The 12,375-nt window shown below is 69.4% G+C and carries 10 protein-coding genes; 3 read left to right on the forward strand and 7 right to left on the reverse strand.

Going from position 1 to position 12,375, the window contains the following annotated elements; translation table 11 throughout:
- The first annotated feature begins 115 nt into the window (after nucleotides 1-115).
- Nucleotides 116-787 carry a FadR/GntR family transcriptional regulator gene (locus ABT115_RS25090; RefSeq protein WP_351793928.1) on the forward strand — a complete coding sequence of 224 codons (672 nt, stop codon included), beginning with the start codon at nucleotides 116-118 and terminating at the stop codon, nucleotides 785-787.
- A gap of 81 nt (nucleotides 788-868) precedes the next feature.
- Here ABT115_RS25090 and ABT115_RS25095 read toward each other — a convergent pair whose 3' ends face one another.
- On the reverse strand, nucleotides 869-2,209 hold the full coding sequence (locus ABT115_RS25095) for an L-fuconate dehydratase (protein ID WP_351793930.1): 1,341 nt from the start codon (nucleotides 2,207-2,209) through the stop codon (nucleotides 869-871).
- A gap of 256 nt (nucleotides 2,210-2,465) precedes the next feature.
- Between ABT115_RS25095 and ABT115_RS25100 the strand changes: the two genes are divergently transcribed.
- Entirely contained in the window at nucleotides 2,466-3,557 is a 1,092-nt protein-coding gene (locus tag ABT115_RS25100) for a PAC2 family protein (protein WP_351793933.1), read from the forward strand.
- An 81-nt stretch (nucleotides 3,558-3,638) separates the two neighbouring features.
- On the opposite strand, the gene ABT115_RS25105 is transcribed toward ABT115_RS25100, so the two are convergent.
- From ABT115_RS25105 to ABT115_RS25125, 5 genes are all read right to left on the reverse strand, one after another.
- Nucleotides 3,639-6,686, reverse strand: a complete 3,048-nt coding sequence (locus ABT115_RS25105) for an NPCBM/NEW2 domain-containing protein (protein ID WP_351793935.1) — start codon at nucleotides 6,684-6,686, stop codon at nucleotides 3,639-3,641.
- A 138-nt stretch (nucleotides 6,687-6,824) separates the two neighbouring features.
- Nucleotides 6,825-8,054: a cysteine--1-D-myo-inosityl 2-amino-2-deoxy-alpha-D-glucopyranoside ligase gene (gene mshC / locus ABT115_RS25110; protein ID WP_351793938.1), complete on the reverse strand. Its 1,230-nt coding sequence runs from the start codon at nucleotides 8,052-8,054 to the stop codon at nucleotides 6,825-6,827.
- Between the two features lie 151 nt (nucleotides 8,055-8,205).
- Nucleotides 8,206-9,060, reverse strand: a complete 855-nt coding sequence (locus ABT115_RS25115) for an SCO1664 family protein (protein WP_351793941.1) — start codon at nucleotides 9,058-9,060, stop codon at nucleotides 8,206-8,208.
- Entirely contained in the window at nucleotides 9,024-9,614 is a 591-nt protein-coding gene (locus tag ABT115_RS25120) for a DUF3090 domain-containing protein (RefSeq protein ID WP_072484378.1), read from the reverse strand. Before ABT115_RS25120 ends, ABT115_RS25115 begins: the two co-directional genes overlap by 37 nt.
- A 105-nt stretch (nucleotides 9,615-9,719) precedes the next feature.
- Nucleotides 9,720-10,442, reverse strand: coding sequence for a histidine phosphatase family protein (locus ABT115_RS25125; protein ID WP_351793944.1), 723 nt, complete (start codon nucleotides 10,440-10,442; stop codon nucleotides 9,720-9,722).
- A 59-nt stretch (nucleotides 10,443-10,501) separates the two neighbouring features.
- On the opposite strand from ABT115_RS25125, the gene corA reads away from it, so the two are divergent.
- Complete coding sequence (corA, locus tag ABT115_RS25130) at nucleotides 10,502-11,497, forward strand: magnesium/cobalt transporter CorA (protein WP_351794013.1); 996 nt, start codon at nucleotides 10,502-10,504, stop codon at nucleotides 11,495-11,497.
- Nucleotides 11,498-11,522: 25 nt separating this feature from the next.
- Here the strand turns inward: corA and ABT115_RS25135 are convergent, their stop codons facing one another.
- Nucleotides 11,523-12,311: a ferritin-like domain-containing protein gene (locus tag ABT115_RS25135; protein ID WP_351793947.1), complete on the reverse strand. Its 789-nt coding sequence runs from the start codon at nucleotides 12,309-12,311 to the stop codon at nucleotides 11,523-11,525.
- Between the last annotated feature and the right edge of the window lie 64 nt (nucleotides 12,312-12,375).

Below are 12,375 nucleotides of genomic sequence, written 5' to 3' on the forward strand. Positions count from 1 at the left end.
GTGGAAGCCGCGTACCTGGGACGACCGGCAGACCTGGCTCATCCGTCTCTTCCGACCCGCATAATGAGGAAAGACATCGGATGTCTGATTCCAGCCCGGATCCAGGAGGACCGTCATGGCTGTCACCGACGAGGCGATCGAGAAGATCAAGGGAATGATCGTCTCGGGTACGCTACGGCCCGGCGACCGGCTCCCCAAGGAGAGCGAGCTCGCGGCGGAACTGGGGCTCTCCCGCAACTCTCTCCGGGAAGCGGTCCGTGCCCTGTCGCTGATCCGCATTCTCGATGTGCGGCAGGGCGACGGCACGTATGTGACCAGCCTCGATCCACAGTTGCTGCTGGAGGCGCTGAGCTTCGTGGTGGACTTCCACCGCGACGACACGGTGCTCGAATTCCTCGCGGTTCGCCGGATTCTGGAACCGGCCGCGACGGCGATGGCGGCGACCCGGATCAGCGAGGCCCAACTGGACGTGCTGAGCTCACAGTTGGACGCCCTGGGTGCGCAACCCTCGGTGGAGGAGCTGGTCGCCTGCGATCTGGAGTTCCACCGCGGCATCGTGCGGTCGTCCGGGAACTCGGTGCTCTGCTCGCTGCTCGACGGGCTGTCGGGGCCGACGACGCGGGCGCGGGTCTGGCGCGGTCTGACGCAGGAGGACGCGGTCAGCCGAACGCTCCACGAGCACCGGGCGATCGTGTCCGCGCTGCGGGACCGGGACGCGGAGGCCGCGCGGGCGTGGGCGACGGTGCATGTGGCAAGTGTGGAGCAGTGGTTGCGGTCGACGCTGTAGCGCGGTGACCGGCAGGGAATCAACTCACCCGTCCTCCCCCCTCACCGGGGCTGCGCCCGGACCCCGCGCGGCGTGTGCCGGTCATCGGTCAGCCTCCCCGGTGGTGCGGCGGGCCTGCCATACGGGGCCCTCCGGATAGCGGTGCGCGGCGATCGACTCGGGGAGTATCCGAGCGGAGAAGCCCGGGGAACTCGGGGCAACATAACGGCCGGACTCGATCACGGTGGGGTCGGCGAAGTGCTCGTGGAGATGGTCGACGTACTCGATCACTCGGTCTTCCCAACTGCCGGAGACCGCCACGTAGTCGAACATCGAGAGGTGCTGCACCAGCTCGCACAGCCCGACACCGCCCGCGTGCGGGCAGACCGGTACGCCGTACTTGGCGGCGAGCAGCAGGATCGCCAGATTCTCGTTGACACCCGCGACACGGACCGCGTCGATCTGGACGAAATCGACGGCGCCGGCCTGCAGCAGCTGCTTGAACACGACCCGGTTGGCGACGTGTTCGCCGGTGGCGACCTTGACCGGCTGCCCTGAGCGGACTGCGGCGTGGCCGAGGATGTCGTCGGGGCTGGTCGGTTCCTCGATCCAGTGCGGGTCGTACGGCGCGAGCGCGGTCATCCACTTCACTGCGCCGGCGACGTCCCAGCGCTGGTTGGCGTCGACGGCGATCCGGACGTCCGGCCCGACGGCCTCACGGGCCAGGGCTAGTCTGCGGAGGTCGTCGCCGAGGTTGCCGCCGACCTTCAGTTTGATCTGGGTGAAGCCGTCGGCGACGGCCTCCTTCGCCAGCCTGACCAGCTTGTCGTCGGTGTATCCCAGCCAGCCGGGCGAGGTGGTGTACGCCGGGTAGCCCTCGGCGCGCAGCCGCTCGGCGCGCTCGGCCCGGCCCGGTTCGGCGGCCCGCAGGATGGCGAGGGCCTCCTCGGGGGTGAGGGCATCGGTGAGATAACGGAAGTCGACGAGGGACACGAGCTCCTCGGGCGTCATCTCGGCGAGGAACTGCCAGACGGGCCTGCCGGCCTGCTTCGCCGCCAGGTCCCAGGCTGCGTTGACGACCGCGCCGGCCGCCATGTGCATCACGCCCTTCTCGGGGCCGAGCCAGCGCAGTTGGGAGTCATGGGTGAGCTCACGATGCAGCGCGGCAAGGTCGGCTGCGGTACGGGGCACCGGACGCCCCACCACGTAGGGGCGCAACGCTTCGATGGCGGCGGCCATCACCTCGTTGCCGCGCCCGATGGTGAAACAGAAGCCATGCCCCTCGATGTCGGTGCCGTCGGTGCCGTCGACGGGGGAAGTACTCAGCACGACATAGGCAGCCGAGTAGTCGGGGTCCGGGTTCATGGCGTCCGAGCCGTCCAGTTGTTCCGAGGTCGGAAAACGGATGTCGTGGACTTCGAAATCCGTGACGGTCTGGCTCATGTGCGCCCCCAGGGGAAATAACATCGAACTTCTACTCTGGTCATCCGATGTATAGCGTCAAGAACACCCCAACGTCCAGGGTTGGGACGAAAACTACCGGACATAGCTCGGATGTATTCAGAGACTGATGCCTGATTCGACCGGTGATGCACCTCGGCGGGTCAGGTTCGCCCGGCTGTGCACAGGGGCTGCGGCGGGAGTGGCCAAAAGCCGTAAGGTTGGTGCGTACACAAGGGAACTTCGGAAGGAGGCCTGGGTGATCGAGCTCGAGGGGGTTCCCGAGCTGATCGACCCGGTCATGGTGGCCGCGTTCGAGGGATGGAACGACGCAGGTGACGCCGCTTCCACAGCGGTCGCGCACCTGGACCGGGAGTGGAAGGGCGAGGTGTTCGCGGCGCTGGACGCCGAGGACTACTACGACTTCCAGGTCAACCGGCCGACGGTCTGGCTGGACGGCGGAGTACGCAAGATCACCTGGCCGACCACCCGGCTCTCCGTGGCCCGCATCGGCGGGGACAAGCCCCGCGATCTCGTTCTGGTCCGCGGTATCGAGCCGTCCATGCGCTGGCGCTCGTTCTGCAACGAGATCCTTGGCTTCGCCCATGAGCTGGGCGTGGAAATGGTGGTGGTCCTGGGCGCACTGCTCGGCGACACCCCGCACACCCGCCCGGTACCGGTCAGCTCAGTCACCTCCGACCCGGATCTGGCGCGGAACATGGAGCTGGAGGAGACCAGGTACGAGGGTCCGACGGGCATCGTCGGCATCCTCCAGGAGGCCTGTACGCACGCGGGCGTGCCCGCGGTGAGCCTGTGGGCGGCGGTGCCGCACTATGTGTCGCAGCCGCCCAACCCGAAGGCGACCCTGGCGCTGCTGAACCGCCTGGAGGACCTCCTCGGTCTGCGCATCCCGCTGGGCGAGCTGCCCGAGGACGCGCGCGCCTGGCAGCTCGGTGTCGACCAACTGGCCGCCGAGGACAGCGAAGTGGCGGAGTACGTGCAGACGCTGGAGGAGGCCCGGGACACCGCGGAGCTTCCCGAGGCGAGCGGCGAGGCCATCGCCCGGGAGTTCGAGCGCTATCTGCGCCGCCGTGACGTCGGTCCGGGCCAGGCGCCCGGCGGGCATGCGACGGAGAGCGGCGACGCCTCGTATCTGCGCGACACCTCCAGCGGCCGCACCCATCCGCCGAAGCCGGCCCGGCCGGACAGCGGCGGGACGGGGCCCGGCTCGCCGCCCCCTGGCGGCCCCGGCCGTCAGCCGGCGGCCGGCGAGGAGAACAAGGGGAACGAGGCCGGCGACGACGGAGGCGACGGCCCGCAGGATTCGTCGGAGGACTCCTCAGAGGGCTGATGCGACCGATGGAGCGCCGGGCGAGATGTACCCGCCCGGCGCTCCTGTGCTGTCCGGGTCGTTCAGGAACATCCGGGTTCTTCAGGAGCAGGTGAACCGCGCCGCGGCCCAGTCCCCGTGGTCACCGGTCCTGGATCCGTTGGTGTCCGTGACCTTCAGGTGCACATGACGCGCGCCGTCGAGCTTCACATCGACCGGTACGGTCTCCGACGCCCCCGTCAGCTTCGACGAGGTCCACAGCACCTTGCCGTCCGCCTCGACGGAGAACGCCACTTCGCCGTAGCCGTTGATCTCGTCGTCGATGCCCACGTCCGCGGTGAAGGCGGTGCAGCGCCCGCCGAGATAGAACTCGATGTCGGAGTCGGCATGGGTGCCGATCCCCTTCTCGTACGCCTTCCCCGCGAGGGTGAGCCGGTGTCCGTCGGCCTCGCCCGATTCGCCGTTGCTGCGGTCCCGTTCGGCGGGCCCGTAGCCGTTCACCGACTTCAACCACACCTGGTCGCTCGCCCACGCCTCACCGGTGGGCGGCGCCGGCATCACTGCGGCCGCGAACCGCTGGACGGCGGTCCGGGATTCACCGGCCGACCGATAGCGGGCGCGTGCGGTGATCCTCGCCTCCCCCGCCGTGGCGTCCTTCGCCGGGGTGACCGGCACCTCGACCCGCCGGGTGGTGCCCGCCGGGATCCGGTCCACGGTCGCGGCCCGTGCGACCTGCCAGCCGTCGGGAACGTCCAGGGTGACCTCGGCGTCCGTCACATCGGTGCTGCCCGCGGTGACATCGATGGCGACGGTGCCACCGGCCCCGGCACCGACCTCCTGGCCGGCCGGCACGGAGACGACGGCCGTCGCGGCGGCGTTCCTCCCGCCGACCGCGCTCGTCCGCTTCAGCTTCACGGAGAACTCCCTGTCGGTGGAGAACGGCGCGGTCTTGATCTTCACGACACCGCCGCGATCGTCCTGGTCGTACCACCAGCCCTGCTTCGCGGCCTTGTACGCCGCCGGGGACGCCAGCCGTGGCAGCTTGCCGTCGAGCTCGACCGCGCTCGGTGCGGAGCCGGTGTGCACGCTGAACTCGTACGGGCGCGTGCGCTGCTTGCCGGTGAACTCTCCCTTGCTCGCCCCGATCCGTACTGTGACGTCGCCCGCGCCCCGGACCGGTGCGTCCACGTCGACGGTCTGGGTGGCGTACCTGCCCTCGCGGTGCTGCCGGGTGACGCCGTCGTCCTCGTACAGCGTGAACGACGAGGAGCCCTGCGGGTAGATGTCCCAGGCGAGCGGGGATCCGGCGGTGCGGTCCTTGTACGAGCGAATGCCCGGCCACATCGGCACAGTGGCACCCCCCTTGACAAACAGCGGCAGGGTGTCGAGCGGGGCGCTGTAGTGGTCGAGAGTGGCCGGCCCCTCGTAGGTGCGGCCGCTCCAGTAGTCGGTCCAGGTGCCCTTCGGCAGATAGATGCCGTTGCGCTCGGTGGTGTCCTGGTAGACGGGCGCGACGAGGAAGTCCTCGCCGGACATGAACTCGTACTTCGCCGCGTCCGTCGCCGCCTTCGGGTCGTCCGGGTATTCGAGGGCCAGGGGCCGGACCATGCCGACGCCGGTCTTCGTCGCCTCGTGCGCGTAGGAGTACTGGTAGGGCAGCAGCGACTCCTTGAGCTTGAGGTAGTCGCGGTTGATGGAGGTGTACGGCTCCCCGTACCGGTAGGGCTGCTTGTCACTGGCCGCCCAACCGTCCATGGTCATCGTGGTTCCCAGGAACATCTTCCACTGGAGGTCACGGGTGTACGTCTTGGCGCTGCCACCGAAGATGCCGTCGACGTCGCCGGTGGTGTAGGCGAGACCGGACATCGTGGCGCCCGCATAGGTCGGTATCTGCCAGCGGATGTAGTCCCAGGTGCCGGACTGGTCGCCGGACCACTGGACGCCGCAGCGCTGCGCACCCGCCCAGCTCTCGGGGGCGTAGGTGAAGCCGCGGGCGTCGCTGTTGTCCTCGATGCCCGCGTACGCGTCCTTGCAGCCGTCGAGCGCGAACTTGTAGCCCGCGCCGACCCAGGCGACGTCCAATTTGGCGACCCGCTGGCGCGCCTTGACCTGATCGGCGATCTTGTCGATGCCGTCCTCGGTCCACAGACCGATCTGCATGCCGCGATCCTGGAGGCCCTTGGCGGTCTCCGCCAGGTCCTCGTAGCCGCAGCCGTAGCCGTCGTTGACGAGCATCCAGCCGTTCGGCATGTCGTGCTCGACGTAGCCGTCGGCGACCTTCAGGGCGTCCAGGGTGCGCCGCTCACCTCGGTTGGCGTTGTGGAGGTAGCAGTCGGCGTCGCCGATCTCCATTCCGTACACGGGCGGCAGGAAGGGCTTGCCGGTGAGCTTCGTGTACTGGCCGATGACGTCCTTGGCGTTGTCGCCCGCGAAGTAGTAGGCGTCGAAGCGCTTTTCCTTCGCGCTGGTGGTCACCGGGTCGGTGAAGGCGTAGCTGTTCGGAGCGTAGGTGTTGCGGAAGACGCCGTACCCCGCCGAGGAGAGGTAGAACGGCACGGAGTTGGGGTGGCCGCCGTCGTTCCAGTTGTAGTCGACGCCGACCTCGACGGTGTTGTCGCGGTGCGAGGTGTTGCCCCGGCCGTTCTGCATTCCGGCGCCGTAGAACTGCTCGTCCACGCCGCGGGTCAGCGTCTGGGTGGTCTGTTCGCCGTTCCAGCTCAGCCCCTTGGCCTCGGACCAGACCCTGGTTCCGTCCGCGCGGTACAGCGCGAAGCGCAGGGGCGACTTGTAAGCACGCAGAGTGATGCTGCCGGTGGAGAGTTCGTAGCGGTCGCCCCGCTCCTTCCACCGGGTGTGCGGCGGGGTGCCCTGCGGCAGGACCATGTCGTCGCCGGCCGGGTCGGAGAACGTACCGTCCGGGGTGAGTTCGATACGGAAGGTCTCGGCGGAGACGAAGCTGACGCGGGCCTCGGCGGTGCCGGCCCTCAGCTGATAGACGGGTCCGTCGGCGGAGAATCCGGTGACGTCGCCGACCGTGGTGGTGGTCGGTTCGGCAGCGCCGGCCTGACCGGCACCGGGCCCCGCGAAGACGGCGATCAGCCCCAGCAAGGCTGCAACTGCCGCCGCTCTGATGCGCGTTGATGATTGCATAGTGCGCTTTTAGCGCAAGTTCGAGCACTTGACCACGGACAAAACGGAGCCGGCCCTGAACCTCGTCGAGAAGTCCAAGGCCGGCTCATGGGGTGGCGGTCAGCGGGTTGTCATCGCGCGCGACGTTTACGGGCGGCGCTACAGGGCGACGCCCAGCAGCGCGTCGACGGTGCGCGAGACGAGACCGGGCGCACCCTCGTCCGTACCGCCCTCGGCCTTCTGACGCTCGGCCCAGCGGTCCACGGCGGCCAGTGCGGCCGGTGCGTCCAGGTCGTCGGCGAGGGCCTCGCGGACCTCCTCGAGCAGGACCTCGGCGGGCAGTCCGTCGGGCCGGGAGACGGCGGAGCGCCACCGTCCGAGTCGCTCGACGGCATCGGCGAGCACCTGGTCGGTCCACTCCCAGTCGGACCGGTAGTGGTGCGAGAGCAGAGCGAGGCGGATCGCCGCCGGGTCCACGCCGTCGTGGCGGAGCTTCGAGACGAAAACCAGGTTGCCCTTGGACTTGGACATCTTCTCGCCGTCCAGGGCGACCATTCCGGCGTGTACGTACGCCTGGGCGAATGGGTACTCGCCGGTCAGCACCTGGGCGTGCGAAGCGCCCATCTCGTGGTGCGGGAAGGCGAGATCGGACCCGCCTCCCTGCACGTCGAAGCCCATGCCGAGGTGGTCCAGGGCGATGGCGACGCACTCGATGTGCCAGCCCGGCCGGCCGGGGCCGAGCGAGGCGCCGTCCCAGCTCGGCTCGCCCTCACGGGCGGCCATCCAGAGCATCGGGTCGAGCGGGTTCTTCTTGCCGGGGCGCTCGGGGTCGCCGCCGCGCTCGGCGGAGAGCAGCCGCATCGCCTCGGCGTCAAGGTTGGAGACCCCGCCGAAGTGCGGGTCGGCCTCGACGGAGAAGTACACGTCCCCGTCGAGTTCGTAGGCGGCGCCGACGTCCCGGAGCCGTTCGACGAGCGGGACGATGCCCGGTATCGCCTCGACGGCGCCGATGTAGTGCTTCGGGGGAAGCAAGCGCAGGGCAGTCATGTCCTCGCGGAACAGGGCCGTCTCGCGCTCGGCGAGCTCGGTCCAGTCCTGGCCGTCGCGCACGGCACGCTCCAGCAGCGGGTCGTCCACGTCGGTCACGTTCTGGACGTAGTGAACCTGCCGCTGGGTGTCGAGCCACACGCGCTGAACGAGGTCGAACGCGTTGTAGGTCGCCGCATGACCCATGTGGGTCGCGTCGTACGGCGTGATGCCGCAGACATAGATACGGGCGACGGGACCGGGGTCGAGAGTGATCCGTCCGCCGGTCGCGGTGTCGTGGATCCGAAGGTCGCGGCCCTTGCCGGGCAGGGCGGGGACCTCAGAAGCGGGCCAGGCATGCATGCCACGAGCGTAACCGGATGCATGTTCCGGATACGAACCGGATGCCGGACCTTGACCGAAGAGGCGGTCTTGCGCAGCGTGGGTTCATCCGCTCCGGTACGGGCCCCGCCCGCGTACCCGGCTCCTCAATCGCCGGAGCGGCTTGATCTCGTCACACCGGCGGCCAGGGGATCGACGGCCACTCACCGTTCGGCTCCGGGTGCCTCCCCGACGTCCTCAGCCCCTCCACGCGTCCCCGCAACGCCTCGATCTCGACCGCGGTGATCAGCTCGGCCAGCCGGGTGACGAGCGAGGTCCCGGGCGCAAGCTCCGCATCGAGCCGGTCCACGACTTCGATCGCCTCGGCCGTCAACGGCTCCCCGGCCCACCCCCAGAGCAGGGTGCGCAGCTTGTCTTCGGCGTTGAACGTCACTCCGTGGTCGATGCCGTAGAGCCGGCCGTCGGGTGCGGGCAGCAGATGGCCGCCCTTGCGGTCACCGTTGTTGATCACGGCGTCGAGGACAGCCAGCCGCCGCAGCCGCGGATCGTCCGCGTGCACCAGCAGGGCCGTCTTCCCCTCTCCGACCTCGGCGTGGGCGACGGCCTTCCAGCCCTCCCCCGGCTCCTCGTCATCTACAAGCGCCAGGAGCGGGGACCGACCGTCCACGGAGGGCTCGTCGCCGTCCGGCGCCGCTTCGATCCACAGCTGGCACATGCCCTCGCCGTACGGGCCGTCCCGCAGCACGGTGGGCGGTATGAGCCCCCATCCGGTCGCCTCGGAGATCTCGTACGCGGCCACCTCCCGCTGGGCGAGCGTGCCGTCCGGGAAGTCCCACAGGGGCTGTTCCCCGGCCACGGGCTTGTAGACGCACGTCACCTCGTCGCCCTCGTGCGCGACCGTGCAGTAGAGCACCGCGTTGGACGCCCCACCGATCTGACCGCGCACGGTGAGCCGGCCCTCGGTGAGGAGGGTGACCAGCTCCCGGTCGGTCAGGCTCCGCGACGGTATCCGTTCTGGCGCGGGCATACGTGTCCTTCCGGGTCGAGCGGCAGGCTGCACAGCGGGCACGGCGGGCGCCCGGCGTTCACGACATCCAGGGCCCGCTTGGCGAAGGCGCGGGCCTGAGCGCCGCTGAGGCGGACCCGGAGCATCGGCGGACCGTTCTCCTCATCTTGGAGCAACCGCTCCTCGGCCTCCGCGAGATCCTCGTCGGAATCCACGTCCAGCTCGACCAGCGCCTGCGCCTCGACGATCATGCGCTGTTCCTCGCCGTCCCAGGCGAGCGCCATCGTGCCGACCCGGAACTCCTCCTCGACGGGCACGTCGAGCGGCGCGGTGTCGGTGACATCCATCGGCGCCACGGCGGGCACCGGCGAGTTACCGCCGGTCCGCCGCACCACTTCGTCGAGCAGTTCGTCGATGCGCTCGGCGAGCGCGGCGACCTGAGTCTTCTCCAGGGCCACGCTGGTGACGCGTCCGCCTGAGGATGCCTGCAGGAAGAACGTACGTCGTCCAGGCAACCCGACCGTACCGGCCACGAAGCGGTCCGGGGGGTCGTAGAGGAACACCTGACGGGACACGTCCTGTCTCCCTTGAAAATTGACGGCAGATGACGGGCGGCCGGGGTCCGGGGGATTCCCCCGGGAAGGGCGCCTACGGCGCGTCCACCCTACTGCGCAAAGCGATCACGGCGCCCCAGCGCCGCCTCCGACCGCCGCGTCCGCATCGGCGTCCGCCGCCGGGCGCCGCCCGTGGTCCGTTCCGGCCGTGTGCTCACGGGGCGCCAGGGGGGCAAGGTCTCCGGTGTCGCCCAGCCGCAGCAGGAAGGGCCGCAGCCTGGTGTAGCGGATCGCGGTGACCGAACAGGGGTCGGCGTGGATCCGCTGGAAGAGGTCGAGATGCATGCCGAGGGCGTCGGCGACGAGGGCCTTGATGACATCGCCGTGCGAGCACATCAGATAGGCGGCGTCGTCACCGTACTCGGCCTCGATCCGCGCGTTCCAGTCCCGTACGGCGTCGACGGCGCGTGCCTGCATGGCGCGCACGGACTCGCCGCCGGGGAACGTCGCGGCCGACGGATGCTGTTGCACGACACCCATCAGCGGTTCGTCGGCGAGTTCCGCCAGCTTGCGTCCCGACCAGTCGCCGTAGTCGCACTCGCTGATCCGCTCATCAGTGTGCAGCACCAGTTCCGGCCGGGCTTCGAGCAGCGGCTGCAGGGTCTCCCGGCAGCGCTGCAGGGGGCTGCTGACGGCGGCGGCGAGGGGCAGTGCGGCCAGCCGTCCGGGCAGCGCCGCGGCCTGGGCGGCGCCGCGCTCGTCGAGCGCGACACCGGGGTTGCGGCCCGCGAGCACCCCGGCCGTGTTGGCGGTCGAGCGTCCATGGCGTACGAGGATCAGGGTGGGCATACGGGCCAGCGTAGGCCGCTGCCGCCGATGAGGTGCACCGGGGACCGGGGCAGGGAAGAATACGCGCCGTGATTGTGGACTGTGCGATCTATCGGGGCGGGCGTCGTACCGAAGGCCCCGCCGACCTCTCCGATGCCCTTGCAGAGGCACGGGCCACCGGGAACGCGTTTCTCTGGATCGGGCTGTACGAACCGACGGAGCAGGAGGTCGATCGCGTCAGCAGCGAGTTCGGACTCCATCCGCTGGCCGTCGAGGACGCCTTGAGCGCGCACCAACGGCCCAAACTGGAGGTGTACGACGACTCGCTCTTCGCGGTCATCAAGCCGGTGGTGTACGAGCACCTGAGCGACACGGTCACCACCGACGAACTGATGGCCTTCATCGGCGACTCGTTCGTCGTGACGGTACGGCACGGGGAGGGCGCGCCGCTCACCGCGGTACGCCGCCGCCTGGAGTCCGAGCCGGAGGTTCTCAAGCACGGTCCGACCGCTGTCCTGTACGCGATCAGCGACGCCGTCGTCGACCACTACATCGAGGTGGCGGGTGAGCTCCAGGCCGACCTGGAGGAGCTGGAGACCGAGGTGTTCGCACCGACCGGCACCGCGGACACCAAGAACACCGCGTCCCGCATCTACACCTTCAAGCGGCAGATCATGGAGTTCCGCCGCGCCACGGGTCCGCTGAGCGCCCCCATGGCCCGGCTGGCGAGCGCCGGAGTGCCGTTCGTCCACGAACACTCGCAGCCGTTCTTCCGCGACGTGAGCGACCATCTGACGCGCGCCAACGAGTACGTGGACGGGCTGGACCGGCTGCTCTCCGACATCCTCTCGGCACATTTGGCCCAGGTGGGTGTGCGGCAGAACGACGACATGCGAAAGATCTCGGCCTGGGCGGCGATGGCCGCCGTACCGACCATGGTCGCGGGAATCTACGGCATGAACTTCGAGCACATGCCGGAACTCCGCTGGGTGTGGGCCTATCCTTCGGTGATCGTGCTGATGGGTGCCGTGGTCTTCGGCCTGCACCGGCTGTTCAAGCGCCACGGCTGGCTCTGACAGGCCGCCGGGCGCACCGCCCGGATCAGGCGAACTCGGGCGCCGGCGTCGCGGGACCGCCCAGTGCGTCGCGCCGCTCGGGCGGCGTCAGGCTCACCATGCGCCGCCATCCGACGAGCCGTTCGTACGCGTAGACCCCGTGGATCCCGGCGGCCAGCACCGCGGCCTTGGCCCGGGGCCAGTTCAGGATGCGGCCCATGTGATCCATCACGGCGAGGCTGACGTCGCGGTACACCCGGATCTCGGTGAGCGCGCACTCACGCAGGATGCGCTGGATCGTGCGGCCGTGTCCGAAGCGGGCGAAACGGAGCAACTCCTCGTGGCAGTAAGCCAGGTGGTTGTCCTCGTCGTTCGCGATCATCTTCACCGCGCGGCCGAGGTCGGGGTGGTCGGCGAAGTACTTGAGCAGCAGCGCCATCTGCTCGGAGGCACGCTGTTCGGTGACCCGGCTGTGGGCGAGGTAGGTGATGATGTCGCGCTCGGAGAGCGGCTCCTGGCGCCCCAGCTGCTCATGGGCGAGGCCGATGCCGCGCTTCTCCAGCAGCATCGTGTAGTCGGTCTCGGGCGGAACCTCGGTCGGCTGCAGCCCGCGCCTCCTCAGCAGCGCGTTGAAGATCCGGCCGTGCTTGTCCTCGTCGGCGCCGTGCCGCGCGATCTTGGGGGCCAGGGCCCGCTGGCTCTCTGGCACCAGGGCCGCGATACGCCCGTTCTCCCAACCGCCCTGGGACTCCCCGCTGGCAGCGATGGAACAGAACAACCGGAACGACTCGTCTTCGTCGAGAATCTCCTGGAACAGGTTCCTTGCCGAGAGCATCACTGCCACCTCCGTACCGGCATCCGCCCATCGCCAGTCAAATGCGACACGCCCACCCGGGCAA

This window comes from Streptomyces sp. NPDC001832 (assembly GCF_040297265.1).
In the GTDB taxonomy this organism is placed as follows: domain Bacteria; phylum Actinomycetota; class Actinomycetes; order Streptomycetales; family Streptomycetaceae; genus Streptomyces.